Source organism: Kribbella sp. NPDC006257 (assembly GCF_040613535.1).
Taxonomy (GTDB): domain Bacteria; phylum Actinomycetota; class Actinomycetes; order Propionibacteriales; family Kribbellaceae; genus Kribbella.
Genome location: NZ_JBEXSJ010000026.1, coordinates 24,010 through 47,468 on the forward strand (window position 1 = coordinate 24,010; position 23,459 = coordinate 47,468).

At 68.4% G+C, this 23,459-nt stretch carries 21 protein-coding genes; 1 reads left to right on the forward strand and 20 read right to left on the reverse strand.

Annotated elements, in window-relative coordinates:
• Window positions 1-56: 56 nt before the first annotated feature.
• The 5 genes from ABZ004_RS27560 to priA form a co-directional block, all read right to left on the reverse strand.
• Entirely contained in the window at window positions 57-989 is a 933-nt protein-coding gene (locus tag ABZ004_RS27560; protein WP_355683963.1) for a lysophospholipid acyltransferase family protein, read from the reverse strand.
• Window positions 989-2,542: a lactate racemase domain-containing protein gene (locus tag ABZ004_RS27565; RefSeq protein WP_355683964.1), complete on the reverse strand. Its 1,554-nt coding sequence runs from the start codon at window positions 2,540-2,542 to the stop codon at window positions 989-991. The genes ABZ004_RS27560 and ABZ004_RS27565 overlap by 1 nt, the downstream gene beginning before the upstream one ends.
• A gap of 114 nt (window positions 2,543-2,656) precedes the next feature.
• Window positions 2,657-3,853, reverse strand: a complete 1,197-nt coding sequence (locus ABZ004_RS27570) for a zinc-binding dehydrogenase (RefSeq protein ID WP_355683965.1) — start codon at window positions 3,851-3,853, stop codon at window positions 2,657-2,659.
• Window positions 3,850-6,141, reverse strand: a complete 2,292-nt coding sequence (locus ABZ004_RS27575) for an HAD-IB family hydrolase (RefSeq protein WP_355683966.1) — start codon at window positions 6,139-6,141, stop codon at window positions 3,850-3,852. The genes ABZ004_RS27570 and ABZ004_RS27575 overlap by 4 nt, the downstream gene beginning before the upstream one ends.
• Window positions 6,138-6,911: a bifunctional 1-(5-phosphoribosyl)-5-((5-phosphoribosylamino)methylideneamino)imidazole-4-carboxamide isomerase/phosphoribosylanthranilate isomerase PriA gene (gene priA, locus ABZ004_RS27580; RefSeq protein WP_355683967.1), complete on the reverse strand. Its 774-nt coding sequence runs from the start codon at window positions 6,909-6,911 to the stop codon at window positions 6,138-6,140. The genes ABZ004_RS27575 and priA overlap by 4 nt, the downstream gene beginning before the upstream one ends.
• Window positions 6,912-7,046: 135 nt before the next feature.
• On the opposite strand from priA, the gene ABZ004_RS27585 reads away from it, so the two are divergent.
• Window positions 7,047-8,171, forward strand: coding sequence for a cytochrome P450 (locus ABZ004_RS27585; protein ID WP_355683968.1), 1,125 nt, complete (start codon window positions 7,047-7,049; stop codon window positions 8,169-8,171).
• On the opposite strand, the gene ABZ004_RS27590 is transcribed toward ABZ004_RS27585, so the two are convergent.
• The 15 genes from ABZ004_RS27590 to ABZ004_RS27660 form a co-directional block, all read right to left on the reverse strand.
• Window positions 8,146-8,916, reverse strand: coding sequence for a methyltransferase domain-containing protein (locus tag ABZ004_RS27590; protein ID WP_355683969.1), 771 nt, complete (start codon window positions 8,914-8,916; stop codon window positions 8,146-8,148). The genes ABZ004_RS27585 and ABZ004_RS27590 overlap by 26 nt on opposite strands.
• Window positions 8,917-8,933: 17 nt before the next feature.
• The gene (locus tag ABZ004_RS27595; protein ID WP_355683970.1) at window positions 8,934-11,996 is read right to left on the reverse strand and encodes a BTAD domain-containing putative transcriptional regulator; all 3,063 of its coding nucleotides are present in this window, start codon (window positions 11,994-11,996) and stop codon (window positions 8,934-8,936) included.
• Window positions 11,997-12,149: 153 nt separating this feature from the next.
• On the reverse strand, window positions 12,150-12,926 hold the full coding sequence (locus ABZ004_RS27600; protein WP_355683971.1) for a TSUP family transporter: 777 nt from the start codon (window positions 12,924-12,926) through the stop codon (window positions 12,150-12,152).
• Window positions 12,927-13,013: 87 nt separating this feature from the next.
• Entirely contained in the window at window positions 13,014-13,568 is a 555-nt protein-coding gene (locus ABZ004_RS27605; protein ID WP_355683972.1) for a hypothetical protein, read from the reverse strand.
• Between the two features lie 176 nt (window positions 13,569-13,744).
• Window positions 13,745-15,508: a proline--tRNA ligase gene (locus ABZ004_RS27610; RefSeq protein WP_355683973.1), complete on the reverse strand. Its 1,764-nt coding sequence runs from the start codon at window positions 15,506-15,508 to the stop codon at window positions 13,745-13,747.
• Between the two features lie 99 nt (window positions 15,509-15,607).
• Window positions 15,608-15,976, reverse strand: a complete 369-nt coding sequence (locus ABZ004_RS27615; RefSeq protein ID WP_355683974.1) for a DoxX family protein — start codon at window positions 15,974-15,976, stop codon at window positions 15,608-15,610.
• A 41-nt stretch (window positions 15,977-16,017) separates the two neighbouring features.
• On the reverse strand, window positions 16,018-17,361 hold the full coding sequence (locus ABZ004_RS27620; RefSeq protein WP_355683975.1) for a M14 family zinc carboxypeptidase: 1,344 nt from the start codon (window positions 17,359-17,361) through the stop codon (window positions 16,018-16,020).
• A 132-nt stretch (window positions 17,362-17,493) separates the two neighbouring features.
• A complete protein-coding gene (locus ABZ004_RS27625) occupies window positions 17,494-18,519 on the reverse strand; it encodes a hypothetical protein (RefSeq protein ID WP_355683976.1) in 1,026 nt (341 codons plus the stop codon).
• Window positions 18,520-18,531: 12 nt separating this feature from the next.
• Window positions 18,532-19,584 (reverse strand): hypothetical protein, encoded by a 1,053-nt coding sequence (locus ABZ004_RS27630; protein ID WP_355683977.1) that lies wholly within the window; start codon window positions 19,582-19,584, stop codon window positions 18,532-18,534.
• 75 nt (window positions 19,585-19,659) lie between these two features.
• A complete protein-coding gene (locus ABZ004_RS27635) occupies window positions 19,660-20,484 on the reverse strand; it encodes a GNAT family N-acetyltransferase (RefSeq protein WP_355683978.1) in 825 nt (274 codons plus the stop codon).
• Between the two features lie 28 nt (window positions 20,485-20,512).
• Complete coding sequence (locus ABZ004_RS27640; protein WP_355683979.1) at window positions 20,513-21,787, reverse strand: MFS transporter; 1,275 nt, start codon at window positions 21,785-21,787, stop codon at window positions 20,513-20,515.
• A complete protein-coding gene (locus tag ABZ004_RS27645) occupies window positions 21,784-22,458 on the reverse strand; it encodes a VOC family protein (protein ID WP_355683980.1) in 675 nt (224 codons plus the stop codon). Before ABZ004_RS27645 ends, ABZ004_RS27640 begins: the two co-directional genes overlap by 4 nt.
• Complete coding sequence (locus ABZ004_RS27650) at window positions 22,455-22,610, reverse strand: CopG family transcriptional regulator (protein ID WP_355683981.1); 156 nt, start codon at window positions 22,608-22,610, stop codon at window positions 22,455-22,457. The genes ABZ004_RS27645 and ABZ004_RS27650 overlap by 4 nt, the downstream gene beginning before the upstream one ends.
• A 74-nt stretch (window positions 22,611-22,684) precedes the next feature.
• On the reverse strand, window positions 22,685-23,020 hold the full coding sequence (gene trxA / locus ABZ004_RS27655) for a thioredoxin (RefSeq protein WP_355683982.1): 336 nt from the start codon (window positions 23,018-23,020) through the stop codon (window positions 22,685-22,687).
• The gene (locus ABZ004_RS27660) at window positions 23,017-23,385 is read right to left on the reverse strand and encodes a MerR family transcriptional regulator (protein WP_355683983.1); all 369 of its coding nucleotides are present in this window, start codon (window positions 23,383-23,385) and stop codon (window positions 23,017-23,019) included. Before ABZ004_RS27660 ends, trxA begins: the two co-directional genes overlap by 4 nt.
• Window positions 23,386-23,459 lie beyond the last annotated feature (74 nt).

Sequence of the window (23,459 nt, forward strand, 5' to 3'; positions counted from 1 at the left end):
CCGCAGCGGTTCAGAAAGAGAAGACCCCGCAGATGTGTTCTGCGGGGGCTGCTCTGCTACTTCCAGGCTCGGCGTTTTTGGCCGGCTGGTTTGACGGGGGTGGTGGATTCCCAGACTCGGCGCCAGCGGGCGGCGTCGGGGCCGGACTGGGAGGGGGAGGTGCCGGAGGCTACGCGGCGGCGGGCCTCCCACCAAGTGGTTGCCTCTTCGTCGAGGAGGGCGGAGACGGCAGCGGTGATGCGGGGTGCGAAGTCACGGGGACTCTCGCCCTCCGCCGGGTACAGCGGGTCGCCGTACCGTACTGCGACCGTCGGCCGGCCGGGCACAGGCCAGCCGCGACCGCGAGGCATCGCGGCGAAGGAGCCCTTGATGCCCACCGGAATCACCGGTACGCCGTGCTCGACGGCGATGTACGCCGCGCCCATCCGGAAGCGTTCCATCCAGCCGTCGGGCGACCGGGTTCCCTCGGGGAAGACGACGACGTTCCAGCCGTCCTCGAGCAGGTCGCCCGGGGTCTGGCTGAGCTTGCCGCCGCGGCGCTCGATCGGGAACGTGTTGAACATGATCGCCGACGCGGTCGCCCGCCACCACGTGTCGAAGAAGTAGTCAGCTGCCGCCGCCACCGCCGTCTTGCGGCGCATCGCAGCCGGCAGTGTGCAGAGCACCAGCGGCGTGTCCAGGTGCGACGAGTGGTTCGCCACGATGACGGCCGGGCCGCGGAGCTTGGTCAGCGAGTCGAGCCCGCTCACCTGCGGGCTCACCTCGTACCGCATCACCGCGTTGAGTCCGCCCTGGAGGAGCACCTCGCGGACCGCGATCGCGGCCGGCGTACGGGCCCAGCGGGTCGGGAAGACCGAGGTCTCCTTGGGGATCACGTACGGCTCGGCCGACCGTGGTACCTGCGGCCGCCGGCCCCAGCGCCAGCCGCGCGCCATCACGCGCACGTCGCGCGCGGTGTCGCGGCTGAACTTCACCAGGTTCGCCCCCATCAGCGAACGTCCGCGAGCAGGTGCGGCGGGTTGTGCAGGTAGGTGATCGACGGCGACCGGCCGACCGAGTGGCTCACCATCTCCAGCGCGTCCTGCAGCGTCGAGGCGGACCGGAAGCCCATCCGCTCGACCGTCTTGCGGTTCGCGCCGACCCAGACGATGTCGCCGCAGTGGTCCAGCGCGTGGCTGATCCAGTACCACATGTAGAACGGGTGCACGCCGTGGTACGCGTTCGAGGTCCGGTACAGGTGGATGTACCACGGGTCCTCGGCATACTGCTTCTCGAACTTCGCCTCGATGGTGGCCGGGTCGGTCGACTCCGACAGCACCTCCTCGAAGAAGTCCACGTACGACGGGTGGTGCAGCTGGCTGAACTCGTAGTCCACCGGGTGGTAGAGGATGACCGCGCCGTCCTTGCGGACGATCGGGTTGCCCCGGTAGGAGTTGAAGTAGTAGCCGAGTCCCATGCAGGCCGCGAGGATCGGGTTCATCACCGAGTTCACGTTGTACGGGCCGACGAACGGCACGCCCATGATCGCGACGTCGGACTGGCCCTGCACCTCGACCAGGTGCTGGCGGTGCACCATCTCCAGGGTCTTGTCGTGCACCGGCTCGATCTTGCCGGCGTTGATACCGGTCAGGCCGTAGTGCGACTTGGTCTCGGTGAAGATCTTGTGCCGCAGCTTCGGCGGCGCGAGCTCCAGTCCGCGCTTGGTGGCCAGGAACGAGGCCTGGTCCTTGATCGACCATTCCCACTCGCGCTTCTGCAGGAACTGCAGCGGGCCGCCGAAGATGTCGTTGTTCAGCGAGGTCTCGATCTGGAAGACCTTGACGTGCTGGGTGAGCACCTCGCCCATCCGCCAGGCCGACTCGTGCATCTTCGAGGCCTTGTGGTCCATGAAGGACCGCGAGTGGATCATCGTGTGGCTGTTGTGGTGGTGCTTCAGCGACTTGTACGACGCCAGGCCGATCGACGTCGACTTGTGACCGCCGTCCATCGCCACCAGGTTCACGTTCACGTAGACCAGCAGGTCCGATTCGGCCGCCCGCTTGGAGATCTCGACGTCCTCGCCGTGCCGGGTCTGGCCCAGGTGGCTGAGGTTGTCGCGGTCCTCGGCGTCGAAGTTGTACAGCTTGCCGTCGGGGTAGAAGGACCGGAAGACCCGCTCGCCGACGATGTCGCGCAGCTCGTTCGGGGTGAGCCGGCGGTGCAGCGCGTTCGCCGAGATCAGCTCGACGTCGTCGACGCCGGCGTCGGCGGCCATCGTCAGCACGGCCTCGATGATGCGCTGCCGGATGTCCGGCTTCTGCATCGGCGGCAGCGGGATCGAGATGTCGTCGAACGCGATCGTCAGCCGCATCCCGGCGTACAGCAGCTCCGGCAGCGGCTCGGACTCGAGCGGGTTCAGCAACGCGTTCTGGATCGCCTCTTCGACATCGCGGACCGCCGGCAGCGACTCCGGCGGGTAGACCACCCGGGTGCCCAGCGGGAAACGCTCCAGCAGGAACCCCTCACCGTTGTGCACCAGCAGCGGCGGCGTCCTGTCGTCCACCTCAAGCACAAACCCCGGCCGAGCCATCTCAGAACCTCTCTCGTCGAACAATCATCGGGCCCTTGTGACTGGGCGTGTCGCCGCTCATCGGGCCGTACTTTCCAAGCCGTGCCATCAGGAAGCCCTCACATCAAAGGCGACCTTCACGGTCCCCAGTCGGCCGGCGGACTGCGCGTGGTCGAGTGCCTCACGCCACCGGTAGAGCGGATAGCGGGCCCCGACGATCCCGTCCAGCGGGGCCGTCGTGGCGAGTTCCAGCGCGGTCTCGAAGGCGGGCCGGTCGTTCGGCTCCTCCCGCGAGGACGCGTACGTTCCGGTCAGCTCCAGTTCACGGAACCACACCGGGGACAGATCGGCACCCGTGGACGGCATGCCCGACAGCACCACCCGGCCGCCGGCCTTGGTGACCCGCAGCACGGTGTCGATCGAGTCCTTGCTGCCGACCGCGTCGACGGCGATGTCCACGCCGCCGAGCAGGAACTCCTTGGCCGCCTGCGGCTTCAGCCGGAATGCCCCGGTCGCCCGGCGTACGCCCCGGAAGACCTCGTCCGGCGCGACCACGTCGCTGGCTCCGAAGGCCCGGGCGAGTTCACGCTGCTTGGCGTGCTTGGCGACCACGGTGATCCGGCCGGCCTGGGTGAGTTCGCGCAATGCCAGCGTCGCGAACAGCCCAACCGCTCCGGCACCGCTGACCAGCACCGACTGCCCCGGCTCCACCTTTGCTTTCAAAGCAGTGTGGACTGCACAAGCCAGCGGCTCAGCGAGCACAGCACGCTCGTCGGACAGACCCTCCGGTACGGCGTACAGCTGGCTGCGGTGAGCCACCATGACATTGCCCCAGCCGCCACCGGTGTCCTGACAGAACCCAGTCTGGAGTCCCGGCGCCAGATGCCCGACGGTGATCCGGTCGCAGCGGTTGAAGTGCCCGGACGAACAGCCGTCGCACGGCTCGACGCCCCGGGCAGCACAGGTCAGCACAGAGTCCATCACGACCCTGGTGCCCTTCGGCAGGTCCTCGCAGTCGTCCAGCAGCTCGCCGACGATCTCATGACCGGGGACGAACGGCATCGACACCATCGCCGAGAAGTACAGCTTGGTGTGGCCGGTGACCATGCCGAGGTCGGAGCCGCAGATCCCGGACAGGATCGGGCGGATCCGCGCCCAGCCCTCCTTGTCGGCCTTCGGCTCGTTGATCGTGACGAGACGCAGCGGTGCCGCCGGTCCGGTCAGCAGCGAGGGGATCCGGCTGCCCATCGCCTTGGCGGCCAGGAACTTGGCCGGCGAGCGGTACATCTCCAGTGCGAGCATCATCGGGCGTTCACTCCGGGGATCTCCAGACGCGAGGAAGTGGCGGGCGTCTTCCAGTCGACGATCTGCCAGCGCGCGGCCCGGGCAGCCCGGAACAGCGAGACGTCCGGCGAGACCGCGACCGGGTTGCCGACAGCGGTCAGCATCGGCAGGTCCGAGTGGCTGTCGGCGTACGCGTAGGACTTCGAGAGGTCGATGTTCGTACCGCGGGCCCGGTGCTTGATCCAGGCGGCCCGGGACTCACCGACCAGCGGCGGTCCGGTCAGGAAGCCGGTGCAGCGGCCGCGGTCGTCGACGGCCAGGTCGGCCGCGACGATCTCGTCGAACAGCGGCTCGAGCGGCCTGGTCAGCGGCCGGACGGCACCGGTGATCAGGATCGTCCGGTGACCGGCGGCCTTGTGCTCGCGGATCCGGCGTACGGCGGCGCCGCTGAGCCTCTCCAGCACGTGCTCGGCCAGCACCTCGTCGACGATCCGGTTCAGCTCTTCCAGGTCGGCGCCCTCATAGCGGCGGTAGATCGTCCGCAGGAAGGTGCCCCGGTCCTTGCGCTCGGCCGAGATCAGCTTCGGCAGCTTGCGCAGCATCGCGCCGACCTCGCCGAGCCGCTGGTGGCTGTCCAGCTCGGGCAGCCGCATCCACAGGTAGGTCTCGATCACGTTCGAGGACAGCAGCGTGCCGTCCATGTCGAACGCGGCGATGATCTCGGCGTCGTCGGACGGCGTCACCTTCTTCAGCACGCCGGCCGTCTCGGCGAGCGCCTTGTTCCGCTTCTTCCGTACGACGTCCAGCCGGCGCAGCGAGTCGGTGACGCTCGGGCAGTGCACCTCTTGCAGGTAGTGCTGCCAGTCGACGATCGAGGTGTCACACCAGAACTTCTCCCGGTCGTCGCCTTCGAGCGCGTTGTGCAGCGCGAGCACGTTGTCGTCGATGAACTGCAGCTCGGCCTGCGCGTATTCGGCGTACAGGTCCATGTAGCGGCGGAGGAAGTCGATCCGGCGCTTCTGGACGTCGAGTTCGCGCGCGTACTTGCGGACCCGCTCGCTGCGCGGCACGGTCGTGATGATCCGGTCGGCGATCTTGTGCGCCTTCTCGCCGTACCGCAGCATGCTCTCGACCGAGTCTCCACCGGGGAACTTCCAGACCGGCAGCCGGACCGCTCCGCGCTCACCCAGGTCGAAGGGGTGCTTTGAGAAGTACGCCCGTACGCCGGCGTAGAGCTGCTCGAAGGTCAACGGGTTCCGGGCGCCGGAGCTGACGTGGTAGTACTCCGGCTTGTTCAGCTCGGGCTCGGTCGCCATCACCGCGCAGATCGCGCCGACCACGTGGTCGACCGGGATGATCTCGACGACGGAGTCGGGGCTGGCCGGGAACTCCGGCAGCTCACCGCGGCCGTAGGCAAGGATCAGCGGCTCGGCCATCTTGAAGCCCTCGATCCAGCCCGGGTGCGGGCTCTGCACCGCGGACTCGATGATGGCCGGCCGGACGATCGAGGTCGGCAGTTTCGAGGCGAACTCCTCCACCACGCGCTCGCCGAGTGCCTTGGTGAAGGTGTAGCAGTCGGTCCAGCCGAGGCTGCGGGCGCGCTCGGTTCCGGTCTCGACCAGCTTCTTGGCGACCCATTCCGTACGCCGGCGCTCGGTGTCGGCCGCCGCAGTCAGGTGACCGGCCCGGCGGTGCAGCTTCTCCGACTCCTTGCGGAACTTGATCAGCATCGCGGCGCTGCGGGAGGCCTCCTCGATCCGGGCCTGCATCGCCATCCCGGCCTCGGCCTCGGTCCGCCAGTCGACGTTGTGCTCGACCGGCGCCTCGGGGATCGCACCCCGGCGACGGCCGGCGGTGTAGGCGGTCGAGATGTGCACGTAGTGGACCGAGCGCTCGGTCTCGACGATGCGCTCGAGCAGGCTTTTGGTGCCGAGCACGTTGGTGGTGAACGCCTCGTGGATCGGCGGGTCGAAGCTGACGTCACCGGCACAGTGCACGACGATGTCGAGATCCCGCGGCAACGCCGGTACGTCGGACAGGTCGCCCTCGACCACCTCGACGCGGGCCGCGGTGAGCGCCTCCGCGTCGGCGTACGGCGTGCCCTCGCCGTAGAACGGCTTGAAGATGTCCTTCTTGAGCATCTGCGCCATCCGGTCGCTGCCCGTTAGGGAGCCCTTCGGACGGATGATCGCGACCACCGTGGTGGTCGGCAGGTCGCCGAGGATGCGGTGCAGCAGGGCCTCACCGACGAAGCCGGTGACACCGGTGACCAGGACCTTCTTGCCTGCCAGCTTGTCGGCAAGACTCACTTGTCGCCTCCACGGGTCAGTTCGAGTGCCTCGGTGAGGGTGAACGCACCGGCGTACAGGGCCTTGCCGACGATGACGCCTTCGACGCCGTCGCTCACCAGGGTGCTGAGGGCGCGCAGGTCGTCGAGGCTGGAGACGCCGCCGGAGGCGACGATCGGCTTCGCGGTGCGCTCACACAGGTCGCGGTAGAGATCCAGGTTCGGGCCCTGCAGCATGCCGTCCTTGGTCACATCGGTGACGACGTACCGCTCGCAGCCGGCCCGTTCGAGCCGCTCGAGCACCTCGTAGAGGTCGCCGCCCTCCTTGGTCCAGCCACGCGCGGCCAGGGTCCGGCCGCGGACGTCCAGCCCGATCGCGACCCGGTCGCCGTACTGCTGCACGATCCGGTCGCACCATTCCGGGTTCTCCAGGGCGGCGGTGCCGATGTTGACCCGCCGGGCCCCGGTCGCCAGGGCGGCGGCCAGGGAGTCGTCGTCGCGGATCCCGCCGGACAACTCGACCTGGACGTCGAGCTTGCCGGTCACCTCGGCGAGCAGGTCACGGTTGCTGCCCCGACCGAATGCGGCGTCCAGATCGACCAGGTGGATCCAGTCCGCCCCGGCCTCCTGCCACGCCATCGCGGCGGCCAGCGGGTCACCGTACGAGGTCTCACTCCCCGCCTCGCCCTGCACCAGTCGGACGGCCTGCCCATCCGCCACATCGACGGCAGGGAGCAGCACCAGGTTCCCGGACCGGGGCGGTGGGGTGGGGAAGGAATCTGACACTGACATGGGCCACACCCTAGATGGCCGAGCTGGCCGTTTCGTAACCAGATGCCCCGCTGAGTCGTTTAATTCCGATCTGTCGCAGCAATACCAGTTCTATTAGTGGTCTGGTGATTGAGCGGACCACTTAGGCTCTTGCGTATGACCACTTTGGCTGAGTTGGAAGCGGATCCGCATGAGGCTCTGGCTCGGCTTCGGCCGGTGGGGTTTGTGGAGGCTCTGGGCGGGTGGGTGGTGGCCAGCCGGGAGTTGGCGATGCGGGTGATGCGGGATCCGGCGGTGTTCACGGTGGATGATCCGCGGTTCTCGACGGCTCAGGTGGTGGGGCCTTCGATGCTGTCGCTGGATGGGGTGCGGCATGGCGAGCATCGGGGGCCGTTCGAGGCGCCGTTCGGATTGGCGCAGACGCGGGAGCGGTTCACTTCGTTCGTGGTTGACGAGGTGGATCGACTGGTTGGCGCCATCGAGGATCTTGGGGAGGCTGACCTTCGGCGTACGGTCGCTGGGCCTTTGTCTGTCGCGGTGGTGGCGTTCTCGCTCGGGCTGGCGCCGACGTCGGCGGCGACGGTGCTGGAGTGGTACGACGCGATCTCGTCGTCGGTGAGTGGCGTGGCGGCCGGGCGACCGGTGACCGCGGAAGGAGCGGCGGCCTTCGAGCTGCTGCACAAACATGTTGCCGGGGGCATCGATTCCGGCGACTCACTGATCGCCGAGGCCGCTCGCGCCGGACTGGGCATCGACGAGGTGGTCGCCAACGCCGCAGTACTGATGTTCGGCGGGATCGAGACGACCGAGGGCATGATCACCAACGCCCTCTGGCATCTCCTCACCAACCCGTCCGAGTTAGCGGAGGTGCTAGCCGATCTCTCGTTGCTACCGAACGCGTTGGAAGAATCTTTGCGGCTGGAACCGGCCGCGGCCGTCGTCGATCGCTACGCGACCCAAGATGTGACTCTGGCCGACGCCGAGATCCACCGTGGTGATCTGGTGATCGTCTCGCTGGCCGGCGCCAACCGTGACCCCGAGGTCTTCCCGGAGCCCGACCGGTACGACGTACGCCGCCCGAACGCCCGTCGTCATCTCGCCTTCGCCAGCGGACCGCACATCTGCCTCGGCATGCACCTCACCAGACTCGAAGCCCTCACCGCCGTCACCGCCTTGCTCACCAGGCTCCCCGACCTCCGGCTGACCCCGACCTCTCCCCCACCCCGAGGCCTGGTCTTCCGCAAACCGACTGCTCTCACCGTGGAGTGGACGGTCGCCTAAGAACCAGCAACGCACCCGGGATCGGCGCCAATGCGCGATCCGGGTCGGCCTCCGCGTCCTGCTCGAAAGCGGCGAACCCTTCGTCCAGCTCATCGGCCGGCAGATGCTCGAAGGTCGAGTAGGCCCGGTGCTTCACCCGCTCGTACGACGCTCGCAGGGTGTCCGGAGACTCGGCTTGCACGAATCGCGGCTCGACTTCGGGGACCAGACCGGCCTCGGTCGCCAGCGCCCGAACCTCCTCCAACGGGAGGTACATCTCCGCATCGACCCGCCGGGCAGACGCGAAGTACCGGTACCAGGGCAGATCCGGCATCCGATCGCTGAACTGGCTCCGCAACATCACCACGCCGCCAGGCCGTAGCACCCGAGCGACCTCCTGCAACCCGCGCAGCTTGTCCGGGAAGTGATGGAAGGAGAGGAACAACAAGGCCAGATCGCACGACGCGTCCGGCAGCGGGATCGCAGCGGACGAGCCCTCCAGATACGTCACGCCCGGATGTGACGCGGTCCCGGTCGCGATCTCACGCATCCGGGCCGACGGCTCCACGCCGTACACCGGTCCGCCGAAGACCTCCGCGAGCGCCGGGGTGAAGCGCCCGATCCCGCTGCCCAGATCGAGCACGGTCAACGGTCGCGCCGCGGGTGCGACCTCGGCGAACACCTGCTTCCAGATGTCCAGCGTGCTTGCTTTCAACGCCCGCCCGGCGGCGTAGACCTGATGCAGCCGACCGTCGTAGTCCACCATCCCGCCAAGGGTAGTGATCAATAGTGGACGGCAGCGACGGGTTTCCGGTAGCCGGTGCCGGACTGGATGGCAGTCGCCTCGACGACGAGACGCTCGGCTTCTTCGGATCGGCCGACCTGGCGGTTGGTTTCGGCGAGCAGCAGCACGGCCCGGCACTCGACGATCCGCTGACGCAGTTCGCCGGCCAGGTCACGAGCCTGCTCACCGAGCTCGAGCGCCTCGGCAAGGTCCGCACGAGCCAGCGCGACGGCCGCCAGGCCCAGCAATGCTTCCGCTTCCGTCGCACGATGACCAAGCCGTACGGCGATGTCGCGCGCGTCGGCGTGCTGCCGCTCGGCTTCGTCCCAGCGACCCTGGCCGCGCCGGACCAGCCCGAGCGTGTTGAGCGCGGTGGCCTCGTGGAATTCCAGACTGTCCCGCCGGCTGATCGCCAGCGCCGACTCGGCGCACGCCGCTGCCTCGTCGTACCGGCCGAGATCGGCGTACAGCAAGGCGATCTCGTACTGCCCCGGCGAACTCGGCCGGTCCTCCATCGCGAGCGCGGCCGTCATGTCGGCCTCCGACCGGTCCAGCTCACCCAGCAGCCGGTACGCCGCCCCTCGGTTGAGCCGCCCGACGACGCCCGCGTAGCCGTCCGGTGCGATCTCGAGCGCCTCCGAGGCAGCCGCCACGGCAGCGTCCAGCTCACCGAGGTTGTGGGAGACGTTGCTCAGGCTGTGCAAAGCCGGCCACAGCGTGCCGATCCGGCCGAGCGACCGGAACGCGCGGATCCCCTTCATCAGGAACTCGGCCGCCTGCACCGATTCGCCGTGGTCGTCGTGGGCCATCCCGAGGTTGCACAGGAGCGCGGCCTCGCCGAGTTTGAAGCCTGCCTCGGCATACGCGTCGCAGGCCTTGGCCGACTCCGCGATCGCCACCTCGGGTTCACCGGCGGTGAAGGCCAGCGCGCCGAGGCTGTGCCGCATCGCCCCTTCGCCATCGCGATCCCCTGCGGCGAGGGCAGCACGCAGCCCGGCCGTCGCCGCTTGCCGCCACGGGCCGACCCGGTCGTTCCTGGAGTAGTACTGCCGCAGTACGTCGGCCAGCCGCCACGCGTCGCCGTACGGGCCGGAGTCAGCGGCTCGGGTGATGCAGGCGACCAGGTTCTGCTCCTCGGCTTCCAGCCAGGCACCGGCCTGGGCCGCGTCGGCGAACGGATTCTCGTCGAAGAGCTGCTCGGTGAGCCGCACGAGTGGCCGGTGCTCGAAGTCGGTGGCTGCGTCCGCGGTGCGGAGGTACCAACCGATGAGTCGTTGCCAGGCGGCGTCGGCACCCGGCTCCACCTCGGCGCGACCGGCGGCGTACAAGCGGATCAGGTCGTGCATGCGGTAGCGGCTGCGCTCGCGCTGCAGAAGGTTGACGCCGGCCAGCGTCTCCAGCAGCGGACCGACCTCGCGCGGCGAACCGTCGTACAGGGCCGCGGCCGCCGGAACGCTGAGGTCGCCGCCGGGAACGACGCCCAGCAAGGCGAACAGGCGCCTCGCCGGGGGTTGCAAAGCCTCGTAGGACAAGGCGAAAGCGGCCGCCACGGCGGTGTCGGGCTCGTCCCCGATCGCCAGTCCGGCGAGCCGGTCACCTCCGCGAAGCTCTTCGACGTACCCGGCGATCGACTGGTCCGGGCGCCCGGACAGCAGACCGGCCGCGATCCGCAGCGCGAGCGGCAACCGATCGCAGACGTCAGCCAACTTCGCGGCCTCAGCCGGCTCTTTCGCCACCCGCTCGGCACCGAGCATGCTCGCCAGCAGATCGATCGCCTCGGCGGGATCGAGCATCGTCAGCCGAGTGCCCTTCGCGCCCACAGCGACGGAAAGACCGGCCAGTTCGTTGCGACTCGTCACCAGTACGGCGTTCCCGGCCGTCCCCGGAAGCAGCGGCTTCACCTGACGCGCGTCGCGGGCATCGTCCAGCAGCAGCAGGACCTTCCGGTCCGCGAGGGTGGACCGCAACAGGGCCGCACGCCGATCGAGGTCGGCCGGCAGTTCGTACGGGTCGACACCGGCGAGGCTGAGCAGCTCGCCGAGGACGTCGAGCGGATCGCGCGGCGAGTTGCCCGCTCCGGCCAGCCGGACATGCCACTGCCCGTCGGGGAACCGGGTGCGCAACTGATGCCCGACGTGGACCGCGAGCGCCGACTTCCCAACCCCCGGAGCGCCGGAGATCGTGACGACGGGCATCGCCGAGCTCTCGGACAACCGGTCGGTGATCTCGGTGATCACCTCCTCGCGGCCGACGAAGTCGCTGAGATCCATCGGCAGCTGGGCATGCCTGGCCCAGTCGTCCCCGGGCTCCTCTTCCCGCATAGTCTCCTGCGGAACGTCACCGGTCAGGATCGCCTGGTGCAGCTGACGGACCTCGGCGCCCGGATCCACCCCGAGCTCCTCGGCGAGCAGACCCGCCAACCGCCGGTACGCCGCGAGCGCGTCCGCCTGCCGGCCGCTGCGGTAGAGGGCGAGCATCAACTGGGCCCACCCGCGTTCCCGCAGCGGATGCTCCCGGGTCAGGCCGGTCAGGTCCGCGACGACCGCGGCGTGATCGCCGATCGCGAGCCGCGCGTCGACCAGCCGCTCGATCGCCTGCAGCCGTTCCTCGATCAGCCACGGCCGGCCTTCGAGCGACTCCGTCCCGAGCCCGGTCAGCGGCACGTCCTGCCAGAGCTCCAGCGCTTCACCGAGGACTTGTGCTTGGTACTGCGGATCGTCGGTCGCCCCCGCTTGCTCCACCAGCGCGCGGAAGGTCGTCAGGTCCAGCTGGTCGGGCTCGAGCTCGATCAGGTAGCCGCCGGGCACCGTGCGGATCAGTTCGGCGGCCGGACCGAGGGCAGCTCGGAGCCGGGAGAAGGACGTGTGAAGAGCCCGCTCCGGTCCGGCCGGTGGCTCGCCGGCCCAGATCGCCTCGATCAGCTCCCCCGGCGGGACCACCCGGTTCGCGTTGATCAGCAGTTCGGTGAGCAGGGCCCGGAGCCGACGGGCCGGCAACGGCAGCACCACGCCGTCCTGCCGTACCTCGGTCGGCCCGAGAACCCGGAATCGCAGGCCTTCCATAGCCGTCGCCCCACCACCCTCACTGGTCATGCCGTGGCGTGACCAGGTCGCCACAGCGCGCCAACCGTACTCCGGCCCACCACCTCCGCCGGCCTTTCGGTCGGCTCCTGAGACAGGCTGAGCCGAAGATCACGTCGTGCGCGAGATGCAGGATCAGCCGAAGAACACGTCGTACGCGAGGCGCAGGATGAGGGCGGAAACGACCACCAGGAAGACGATCCGGACGAACCTGCTGCCCCGGGCGACGGCGGTCCGGGCACCGAGCAGGCCGCCGAGGAGGTTCGCCAGGCCCATCATGAGGCCGAGTCCCCACAGTGGCGCGCCGTGCAGAGCGAAGACGATGATCGCGCCCAGGTTGGTGGCGACGTTGGCGATCTTCGCCTTGGCGCTGGCCCGGAGGAAGTTGTAGCCCATCAGGCCGACCAGCGCGAAGATCAGGAACGACCCGGTGCCCGGGCCGACCGCGCCGTCGTAGAAGCCGATCAGCGCGCCGACCGCACCGGCGGCGACGTAGTGACTGCGGCCGTCGAAGCGCAGGATGGTCGCCGAGCCGAGGTCCGGTTTCACCCAGGTGTAGATCCCGACCCCGATCAGCAGCACCAGCACGATCGGCTTGAACCACGCCATCGGGATCTGGGTCGCGACCACCGCCCCACCCGCCGCGGCCACGCCGGCCAGCCCGGCCAGCGGCAGCACGGTCCGCCGGTCCGGCTTCACCTTGACGCCGTACGTGATCGCGCTCGTCGTCGTACCGAACAACGACGAGATCTTGTTGGTGGACAAAATCTGCGCCGGCGACGCATTCGGCAACCCCAGCAACATCGCCGGCAACTGGATCAGCCCGCCCCCACCAACGACAGCATCAATCCAACCGGCCCCAAAGGCGGCGATCACCAGGAAGACGATGGTCCAGAGGGAGACATCAGGCACGGGGCGACCACACGGATCGGGCGGAACTGGGCATGGCCCCCATGCTCTGGTAAGGCCATGGTCCAGCTCAACCCTTACACCGTCAGGTCAGGGCCTCGGCGTGCAGACCGCCGTGGAGATGCACTCCGCGAAGAACGGCGCGGTGACGATGGCGTCGAGCGTTCCCCAGGTCTTGATGTACTTGCCCTTGCAGTTGGGCTCCATCCGGTAGTCGTAGATCACGTACCTGCGGTACTCCGCCTTCGGCTCGGTGTAGCCGTAGCGCTTCGGCGGCACACTCAACGTGTTCGTCACGGTGGTGCCCGTGGTGATCGACTTGGTGATGTCGCGGCCGATCTTCGCCTCGACCTTCGCGATCCCCCAACCCACGCTGCCGCCCGCCTCCACCTTCCAGCTGGTCGACTTGGTGGACGTGGTCGCCCGGGCATAAGTCAGCGGCGTCGCACTGGAGCCCGCGTTGTACTTACCGGCGCGCGAGCCGATGGTCACGTACCACGGACTGCCCAACTGCTGGATGTCGTTGTAGTGGTAGACCTCGCAGACCGCCGCGGCCTGCCCGGTACTCGCCACGAACGTCGTCAGGCTGCCGGCCAGGACGGTGAACACCATGGCCGCCGCGCGGCTCTTCGATCCGATCTTCATGTGCGCATCCTTTCCCCAGTAGCGATGTGGACCACCGCTCTGGAAAAGATGCTGTCAGCAACGATCTCCGGCCAACAGGTACAACTCGTACAGTTGACCCGTACAAGTATTTGTACGGGTCAACTGCTGTGATCCTATCGCGCGGCTACCGTGATGTCCCTGCAATACAAGGGCTTTCAGGCCCTGACCGCCGCGATCAGGTGATCGACGACCTCGGCGAGCTGGACGTCGACGCGGTCGCCGGAGCGGCGGTCCTTGACCTCGACGACACCGTCGGCCAGGCCCTTGCCGACCACGGCGATGGTGGGCACGCCGAGCAGCTCGGCATCCTTGAACTTCACGCCGGCGCTGACCTTCTCGCGGTCGTCGTAGAGCACGGTCAGGCCGCGGGCCTCGAGCTCGGCCGCGATCTTCGCCGCCGCCTCGAACGGGACCGCGTCCTTGCCGGTGGCCACCAGGTGGACATCGGCCGGCGCGATCTCACGCGGCCAGATCAGGCCGATCTCGTCGTGGTTGCCCTCGGCAATGGCCGCGACCGCGCGGGTCACGCCGACGCCGTACGAGCCCATCGTGACGGTGACCAGCTTGCCGTTCTGGTCGAGCACCTTCAGGTCCAGCGCCTCGGCGTACTTCTTGCCGAGCTGGAAGATGTGCCCCATCTCGATCCCGCGGGCGGACTCCAGCGGACCGGAACCGTCCGGCGCCTCGTCGCCGTCGCGCACCTCGGCGGCCTGGATCGTGCCGTCGGCGGTGAAGTCACGGCCGGCCACCAGGTTGATCACGTGGTAGCCGGTCTTGTCCGCACCGGTGACCCAGGCCGAACCCTCGCCGACCCGGGGATCGAGCAGGTACCGGATCTTGGAGCTGTTCTCCAGGCCGAGCACGCCGGGGCCGATGTAGCCCTTGGCGAGCGACGGGTGCTTGGCGAAGTCGGCCTCCTCGAAGGCGACCACCTCGGCCGGCTCGACCTGCGCGCCGAGCCGCTTCTCGTCGATCGCGCGGTCACCGGGCACGCCGATGGCCAGCGGCTCGCGGCTGCCGTCGGGGTTGACCAGCATCACCAGCACGTTCTTCAACGTGTCGGCGGCCGTCCACTCGCGACCGTCGGTGCGCGGGTGCTTGGCGTTGAGCGCGTCGACCAGCGTCTCGATGGTCGGCGTGTCCGGGGTGTCCACCACCTCGGCGGCCGGCACGTCCGACGCGTCGACCGGCTCGGCCTGCGGCACGACGACGGCCTCGACGTTGGCCGCATACCCACCGGCGGACCGGACGAAGGTGTCCTCACCGTTCTCGGCGATCGCCAGGAACTCCTCCGACGCCGAGCCACCCATCGCGCCGGACATCGCCTTGACGATCACGTAGTCGAACCCGAGCCGGTCGAAGATCGCGATGTAGGCCTTGCGGTGCAGCTCGTACGACGCCTGCAGGCCGTCCTGGTCGATGTCGAACGAGTACGAGTCCTTCATCACGAACTCGCGCCCGCGCAGCACCCCGGCGCGCGGCCGGGCCTCGTCGCGGTACTTGTTCTGGATCTGGTAGATCGACAGCGGCAGATCCTTGTACGACGAGTACAGGTCCTTCACGACGAGGGTGAACATCTCCTCGTGGGTGGGGCCGAGCAGCATGTCGGCGCCCTTGCGGTCCTTCAGCCGGAACACGTTCGGCCCGTACTCCGTCCAGCGGCCGGTCGCCTCGTAGGGCTCGCGGGGCAGCAGCGCCGGGAAGACCAGCTCCTGCGCGCCGATCTTGTTCATCTCCTCGCGGACGATGTTCTCGACGTTGCGCAGCACCCGCAGGCCGAGCGGCAGCCAGGTGTAGATGCCCGGCGCGGCCCGGCGGATGTACCCGGCCCGGACCAGTAGTCGGTGGCTCGGGACCTCCGCGTCCGCCGGGTCCTCGCGAAGGGTGCGAAGGAACAGCGACGACATACGCAGAATCACGGGAGTCTCCAGCAGTGCAGAAAATGATGGAACTACGGACAGCAAAGAGGATATCCGCCCGCGGCCGATGCTCTTACCACTTTTCCACAGGCCTGCCGATCAGCCTTCGCGGGCAGCCTTCAGCGCGGCCCGGATCAACGGGAGCTGCAGCGGCAGCCGGGCGAACCCGATCGCCTTGGCCCGCGGCGATCCCTTCCGGTTCAGGTCCAGCGCCATCTGCACGTTGGCGGGGAAAACCGCCACCAGCAACGCAGTACTGAGCAGGCCGGCCGCGCGGCGGGTTCGCGGGTGCAACAGACCCACCGCACAGGCCAGCTCGGCGACGCCGGACGCGTAGACGAGTTCTTTCTTCCGTGGCAGCTGCCGCGGCACGATCTGCTCGAACGGTTCAGGCTTCACGAAATGCAGCACACCCATCATGCCGAACAACGCGGCCAACCCGGTCGTGCTCCTGCTCCGTCGACTCATACGAGCACCCTAGCCGACCGTGTTACCCGTGGGTAGCCACGCTAGGGCAGGGTGCCGTACGGCGTGGCGGCCGCCTTCGCGGCGTACAGGAAGGCGCCCTTGTTCTTCGGCCAGAAGGTGGAGTCCATGCACGAGTACGCCGGGAAGAACCCGCCGCACGAACCGGAATCCGGCCCGACCTCGAACGTGTACGACGGTACGCCGCGCGTCCCGTAGAGCCAGTCGTCGGTGGCGCCCGGCGCGAAGTACCCGACCCCGCCGTCGCCGGTCGTGGTGGGATAACCGTTGAACGCACCCATCTTCTTGCCGAGGGCAACCAACGCGGCCTTGTCCGGCGCATCCGTGTTGGTGTATCCGTACGGCGCCAAGATGTCGTTGCCGAAACTGTGCAGGGTCAGGAACACCCCGGTGGTGTCGGCCGCGGCCGGCTGCCCGACATCACCCTTGGTGTCACGGAAGATCTTGTCCAGCAGGCCCTGGATCGCGATCGTCTCCGGCTCGGACACCGCCTTCGGACCCGGATAGGTCTCGTCGCATGGGCCGCCCTCGTTCACGTCCCACTGGAAGTTCGAGTTCCGGTTCAGGTCCACACCGGCATCGCCGGAGGAGCAACCACCCTTGGCGTTGTCGACGTTCTTGCGCTGCATCACCGGCCGCGACGGTGACGAGGCGACCACGTCGACGCCGTCCGGGTTCGCCATCGGCACGACCCACAACTCCCGCGAGTCGACCAGCGAGGTGATCGCCGGATCCTTGCCGTACGACGTGACGAGCAGGTCGATCCAGCGATACGCGAGCTCACCGGTGGACAGCTCGCGGGCGTGGATCTGCGTGTGCAGCACGAACTTCGGCTTCTTGCCGGTGCTGTTCAGTGCACAGTCCCCGGCAGTCAGCTTGGTGATGCAGAGCGCCTGGATGTCGTGCCCACCCTGGCCTTTCGTCTTCTTCCACGAGTCACCGATGTCGTACAGCTTCACCAGATCCGGGTGTGCAGAGGCGACTGCGGCGTTGTGCTGCTCGTGACCGAGCACGGTGTGGTAGCCGCCGTAGTACGTCGTACCGGTGGCGTCGGCGGCGCGCACCAGCGGTTGGTAGACACTGCCGCTCTTGCCGAGCAGCACTCCCCTGTCCCGCAGGCTCTTGGCCTCTGCGGGAGTCGCGACCACGATCGGGCGGGTCCCGTGGCCGTGGCTGATGTCGTAGCCGTCGTCGACGAGCTTGGCGATGGTCAGTCCGGCGGGGAGCTTCAGCGTGTAGTACGCCGGAGCGGTGTCGGCCTGGGCTGCTGGTTCGCGAGCGGGAGCGGCCGAACTGCCGGGGGCGAACCCGGCGACCGCGACGGCGACTGCGGCCAGGGCGGCCAGGGACGTGGCGATTCTTCGCATGGTGTTTCCTTCCGCTGGGCGGGGCGGCGCTGGAACAGCAAACCCCACCAACGGTCACCGCACCATCACAGTGAGCGCTCAAAGTCGGAACAAGCGCCGGACGGCAGTCACCCCGCCGCCCGGCGGCTTCAGTCAGCTACATCGCGCAACGGCCGGCATCGAGGAGACCTGACCAGACTTGGACACCCCGCCGAGGAGAGTCGAGTCCTCGGCGACCGCCAGCCTCGGAGCGCCCGTGGGGACTTCACCCAAGGCGGCCGTGAGTTGCCACAGAGACTTCGAGATCGACAGCGACCAGCCGATGATCAGGCCGGTGGAGCTGATGCCCTCGGCGCTCCGGGCGCCCGGCAGCTTCTTGACGATGCCGTTCTCCCAGACAACGCCGACGTGGCCACTCTCGCCCACGACCCGTCCGCCGGCGATCGCCGAGACCGACGCATAGGTCGAACCGGCCAGCATCGGCAAGGCCGTGACGACGCCGTTCTTCCACAGAAAGGCGCTGGGGTCGGCGATCGGATTCGGCGTGACGGTGAAGGCAACCGTTCCGTCGGTGTCCACACCAGCCACCGCGCTACCGAGCGGGAAGCCTGCCGGGGTGGTCACCGTGCCGGGCCGGCCGGCCGGCCAGCGGTAGACAGTGGTGTGGTCAGGGTCGCCGGCCGGATGGCCGTTGCCCCAGATGTCGCCGTTGTCCGAGATCGCGACCGCACGCACGTTGTACGCGCCGGCCGGCACCGGCAGCTGTTCGAGGTGGCCTCCGGAGGACTTGAACGGGAAGGAGCGGACCACCACGCCCCAAGGGTCTTCACCGACGATCTTCCCGGCGTCTCCGACCACGGTCCCGCTGCTGTTCACATCGTTGACGTTGAGGTCGTCGTGCGCGTCGGGCAGCAGGCCGAGATCGCTGATGATCGTGCCCGTCCAGCGCGTGACGTGATATTCGTTGGCGCCGGTCGGAGCCGGGAAGCCGACCTTGCCGGCGTACGTGCTCGATCCGCTCGCCGCGGAGACGACGCCGGTGGTGGCGCCGGCCTGGACGGGCAGGAAAGTCGATCGCCAGGTGCAGGCCGTCGTGGCTGCCTGGGCGGTAGTGATGAGGCCGGTAGCAGCGAGCGCTCCCGCGGTCAGGACAGTGACGACGAGTCGTTTGAGAGTCATGGCGTCCTCCGGTCAGCTGCAGCGCGCGATGACGGGCAGCGGCGGGTTGGTCGTGGTGGGCTGGACGCCGGAGCCGGCAATGCTGCCGTCGTCGGCGACCGCGTTGATCGCGAGGCCGGCCGGGACCGCGCCGATGGCCGTGGTCAGCTGCCAGAGCGCACCTTTGTATGGGCTGCTGGAATACCCGAGGATCAGGCCGCTAGCGTTGATGTCGAGGGCGGTGGCAGAGTTCGGCAGCTTCTTGGCGACGCCGTTGTCCCAGAGGATGCCGGTGGAGTTGAAGTTCGCATCGACGCTCTCGCCGACGACTCGGCCATTGGAGATCGCCGAGACGCCGCCGGACTTCGCGCCGGACGGCAACGGCAGTGCCTTGGCGACGCCGTTCTTCCACGTGTAGGGACGATCGGTCTGGGGTTCCTGGGAAGGGATCACGGTGATGGCCACTGTTCCGTCGCTGTCGACGTCGGCGACCTCGCTGCCGGTCGGGAAGCCGGCAGGTGTGACCACTGTGCCCGGCTGGTCGGCCGGCCACTTGTAGACCACCTTGTAGTTGTTGCTGTTCGGCCCGAAGCCACTGCCCCAGATGTCGCCGTTCGCGGCGATCACGCTCGCGCGGACATCATGCGCGCCGGCCGGGACCGGCAGCTGCTCGAGTTGATCGCCGGCCGAGCGGTACGGGACGTAGTCGATGATCGGCCAACCGCCGGCATTGCCGACGACCTTGCCACCGAAGCCGACGACGACACCGGCGCTGTTCACATCGGTGACATGGGTCTCGTAGTCGGCCCCGGTCAGCATCCCGAGATCGGTGACGGCTCCGTTCACCCATCGGGCGGCGTGCCGCTTGTAGCCGAGGACGGCGCTGCTGTCCGTGTACGTGATCAGTCCGGCGTACACGCCTGGTCCCGCCTCCGCGGCGATGGTGCCGCCCTGATCGGCCGCCGGTGGGACCGGCAGCCAGGTGGCGGGCTTGTAGGTGCAGGCGCTGGTGGCGGCCTGTGCGGTGGTTGCTCCGGTCGCGATCAGCGTCCCGATGACGAGGGCGCTGAGGATCTTGGTTCTCATAGAATTCCTATCGGCAGAAGGGATCTCCTACCGACCAGGTTTCGGACCAGTCCTATATTCCGGCTGTAGTCCGCATCAGAACAAAATAGTCGCGAAGGTTTCCACCGTGCGGAAACCGACTCGTTCGTACGCCGCGCGCGCGGGCGTGTTGAACGCGTTCACGTACAGCGTCACCACCGGGGTGATCTGCCGGGCCAGCTCGACCACCGCCGCCATCCCCGGCGCCGCGAGCCCCTCACCGCGCCGCTCCGGATCCACCCAGACCCCCTGGATCTGGCAGACGCCGGTGCCGACCGACCCGATCTCGGCCTTGAAGACGACCTTGCCGTCCTCGATCCGCGCGAACGCCCGGCCGGTCCGGATCAGCTCCGCGACCCGGGACCGGTAGAAGGTGCCGTCCGGCCCGGTCTGCGGTGGTACGCCGACCTCTTCGGTGTACATCGCCACGCAGGCCGGGTAGAGGATCGGCAGTTCGACCGGCTCCACCGCACGGACCAGCGGATCGGGCGCGATCGCCGGCGGTCCGTCGATCACCATGAACGGCTGGTCGTCGCGGACCTCGCGGGCCGGTCCCCAGTGCGGTTCGAGCGCCGTCCAGAGCTGCTCGACCGCGCGGGCCGGGCCGAGGATCTGGAAGCAGTTCCGGCCGCGCCGCAACGCGTACGCGGCGAACGAGCGGAGCGCGGCCTCGTCTGCACCGACCGGCACCATGTTGCCGCCGGCGTGGCAGAGCGCCTCGAGCACGCCCTTGTCGACGTACCCCCAGACCTCCGCGCCACGCCGCGGATCGAGCCCGGAGGTCTGCACCAGGCTGTCCACGAAGACGTTCACGACCGGATCGCGGGCGATGACGGCCCTCGCTGCTGAGAGGTCGCGAGGACCCAGTACCCGTACGCCCACGGGGCAGAACCTAGCGGATTCTCACCGCTCAGGCGTGCAACGGGTCGTGCGCCGCCGCGATTCGCCGCAACGGAGAGGTCCAGGCGACCAGTACGGCGGCCACTCCGCCCGCCCCCATCAGCACCATTGCGGACCGGATCCCGACCGAGCTGCCGAGCAGACCGCCGATCACCGAACCACCCGTCCAGCCGACTCCCCAGGACAGCATCCGGCCGGCCGTGTTCACCCGGCCGAGCAGGTGTTCCGGGGTCACCTGCTGCCGGTACGAGATCGCGTTGACGATCACCAGCACGTACGCCGAACCCCAGACCAGCAAGGCGATCGCGGCCAGCTCCCAGTTCGGCATCAACGGGCTGACGATGCCGAGCACGGCCGACACCGGGAGGGCATAGAGCGCCACGGCGGCCGGTGGCATCCGCTTCAGCAGCCGCGGCAACCCGAGCGCCGCGATCAGCCCGCCGATCCCCCAGGTCCCGTAGACGAGCCCGAACCGGATCCCCGACGTACCGACGTGCAGCACCCGGTCGCACCAGACGATCATCAGCGCCATGAACCCGCCGCCCGCGAAGGATTGCAGGCTCCCGATGATCGTCATCGTCCGTACGCCGGCATGCCGCACCAGGTACCGCACGCCCTCCGCGATGTCGGCGAACACCACCTTCGGCCGCAACGGCCGCTGCCCGGTGCGTTGCTCCGACATCATCCGGACGATCCCCCGGACCGCGATCGCCGACGCCACGAAACTCAGCGCGTCGATCACGAGCAGATCGGCCGGGTTCATCACTGCCAGCAGCAACGCCGCCAAGGGTGGGACGAAGAGCTCGATCAGGCTCGAGGCCGTCCAGACGGCCGCATTCGCCTGCGCGATCCTGGCCCGGCCGACCAGCACCGGCAGGGCACCGAAGTTCGCGCCGTCGAAGAACGTGAAGACCATCTGGACGACGAAGCCCACCACGAGCACCTGCGCGACGGTGAGCACCCCGGCCAGATACGCGAGCGGCACGGACCCGATCAGGACCGCATTGATCAGGTCGGCGGACACCATCACCCGGCGGCGGTTCCAGCGATCCGCGAGAGCGCCCGCGAACAACCCCACCAACAGGTACGGCGCGGCCTCCAACGCGGTGACCAGAGCGGTGAGGAACGGCGAACCACTCAACCGGTAGACCAGCACCGGCAACGCGAGGGCGGTCACCATCGACCCGGTGAGCGACGAGGCGCGAGCGATCCAGTACCGGCGGAAGTCCGGGTCGTCCCGCAAACGCGGCTGCCTGTCGCTGATCATCGGTCCCGTCGTCGTCATCTGCCGTGCACCACTACGGTCTCTCCGTCCGGATCCACGATCACGATCCCCGCGGGATCCACGGTCGTGCCGTCCGGATCAAGCGTGGCCTGATAACCGCTCGCCGCCAACCGTTCGGCGACCGCCGTCAGATCCTCCGACGTCACCAGCTCCAGCCGTACGCCGAACGGCTCGCCCGGCGACCCGTAGTACACGGACTGACCGCCACCCAGCACGGCCAGGAACTGGTCCCAGGCGGCCTCGTCCGCTGTGGTCAGCCGCGGCTTCACCGACCAGCGCGAATCCGGGTGCGCGTCGTGCAGCTTGTAGCCGTAGAGATCCTTGGCGCGCTCGTCGAACCAGATCTGTACGTCGTCGGCCGGCATCACCGACAGCACCCGCCCGTACGCCTCGTCCCAGATCGTCGCGTCCTCGTAGCCGGCCGCGAACAGCCGGTCCCGCAGCTCGTCGATGTCGTCGGCCTCGAACGACAGCGTCGTGTGTCCCGGCGCCGCGTTCATCGCCGAGATCGCCGCGTCGTGCAGGGCGACCATTCCCCAGCCGCCGACCATGTCCACCCAGCCACCGCGCTCGGACTCGATCCGCGAGCGGAGCCCCAGCGTCTCCAAGAACGCCCGCATCGCCGGCACATCGGCGGTGAACCTCAGCGGACGGATCACGATGTCGTTCATCCCCTCGCCTCCCCATGCTTGTCCAGGTAGTCGGTCAAGGCCTGCTCGACCAGCGTCGACAGGCTCGTCCCCTCGTCGATCGCCTTGTGTTTCACCCGCCGGATCAGCTCCGGCGGCAGATACACGTTGAACTGCGCCTTCTTCTCCGTCATGTCTAGGATGCTAGCATTCTAGGTAGCTACAAACAAGAAGCCCCTGCCTGTTCGTTTGGGCAGGGGCTTCTTGTTCAGACGGTCGCGAGCAGCGCGTCGTCCAGTTCCTTGAGGAGTTTGGCCTTCGGGCGGGCGCCCACGACCGACCAGATCAGCTCGCCGCGGTGGAACAGCATCAGCGTCGGCAACGCCATCACCCGGTACTTCGAGGAGATCGCCGGGTTCTCGTCGGAGTTCAGCTTCACCACGGTGAGCTGATCCCTCCGTTCGTCGGCGATCTGGGCCAGGATCGGGACGATCTGGTGGCACGGCGGGCACCACTGCGCCCAGAAGTCCACCAGCACGGGCTTGTCGGCCCGCAGTACCAGCTCGTCGAAGGTCGTCTCGTCGACTACCTGTAGATCACTCATGGGGTCCTTGTCCTCCAGCTCTCGGCATCGGCGAGGAGGTCGGTCAGCCGGGCCCGCAGGTCGCTCAGTTCGGCGATCCGCCGGTCCACCTCGGCGATCCGGGTCCGGTACGCCGTCAGCGAGGCCGGGCAGACATCCGCCCGGTCGTTGCCGGCTCGCAGGCACTCGATGAACGGATACGTCTGCTCCGCGGTCAGCCCGAGGCTCAGCAACGCCTTCACCTCACGGACCACGGCGACGTCCTCGTCGCGATAGGTCCGGTACCCGTTCGGCTCCCGTTGCGGCTTGAGCAGCCCTTGCGATTCGTAGTACCGCACGGCCTTGACCGTCACACCGGCCTCGGCCGCCAGGTCGCTGATATGCATTCCGCCTCCTCGACACCGACGCTAAACCCTGCCCCTGGGGTCAAGGTCAAGCCAGAATAGTGTCGCTCACGGGA

Coding starts and splice junctions, on each gene's coding strand:
- ABZ004_RS27585 (WP_355683968.1), top strand. CDS start 7,047: ATGACCACTTTGGCTGAGTTGGAAGCGGATCCGCATGAGGCTCTGGCT.
- ABZ004_RS27595 (WP_355683970.1), bottom strand. CDS start 11,996: ATGGAAGGCCTGCGATTCCGGGTTCTCGGGCCGACCGAGGTACGGCAG.
- ABZ004_RS27630 (WP_355683977.1), bottom strand. CDS start 19,584: ATGAGAACCAAGATCCTCAGCGCCCTCGTCATCGGGACGCTGATCGCG.
- ABZ004_RS27650 (WP_355683981.1), bottom strand. CDS start 22,610: ATGACGGAGAAGAAGGCGCAGTTCAACGTGTATCTGCCGCCGGAGCTG.
- ABZ004_RS27560 (WP_355683963.1), bottom strand. CDS start 989: ATGGGGGCGAACCTGGTGAAGTTCAGCCGCGACACCGCGCGCGACGTG.
- ABZ004_RS27660 (WP_355683983.1), bottom strand. CDS start 23,385: ATGCATATCAGCGACCTGGCGGCCGAGGCCGGTGTGACGGTCAAGGCC.
- ABZ004_RS27615 (WP_355683974.1), bottom strand. CDS start 15,976: ATGAGTCGACGGAGCAGGAGCACGACCGGGTTGGCCGCGTTGTTCGGC.
- ABZ004_RS27645 (WP_355683980.1), bottom strand. CDS start 22,458: ATGAACGACATCGTGATCCGTCCGCTGAGGTTCACCGCCGATGTGCCG.
- priA (WP_355683967.1), bottom strand. CDS start 6,911: ATGTCAGTGTCAGATTCCTTCCCCACCCCACCGCCCCGGTCCGGGAAC.
- ABZ004_RS27620 (WP_355683975.1), bottom strand. CDS start 17,361: ATGCGAAGAATCGCCACGTCCCTGGCCGCCCTGGCCGCAGTCGCCGTC.
- trxA (WP_355683982.1), bottom strand. CDS start 23,020: ATGAGTGATCTACAGGTAGTCGACGAGACGACCTTCGACGAGCTGGTA.
- ABZ004_RS27625 (WP_355683976.1), bottom strand. CDS start 18,519: ATGACTCTCAAACGACTCGTCGTCACTGTCCTGACCGCGGGAGCGCTC.
- ABZ004_RS27640 (WP_355683979.1), bottom strand. CDS start 21,787: ATGACGACGACGGGACCGATGATCAGCGACAGGCAGCCGCGTTTGCGG.
- ABZ004_RS27605 (WP_355683972.1), bottom strand. CDS start 13,568: ATGAAGATCGGATCGAAGAGCCGCGCGGCGGCCATGGTGTTCACCGTC.
- ABZ004_RS27590 (WP_355683969.1), bottom strand. CDS start 8,916: ATGGTGGACTACGACGGTCGGCTGCATCAGGTCTACGCCGCCGGGCGG.
- ABZ004_RS27570 (WP_355683965.1), bottom strand. CDS start 3,853: ATGATGCTCGCACTGGAGATGTACCGCTCGCCGGCCAAGTTCCTGGCC.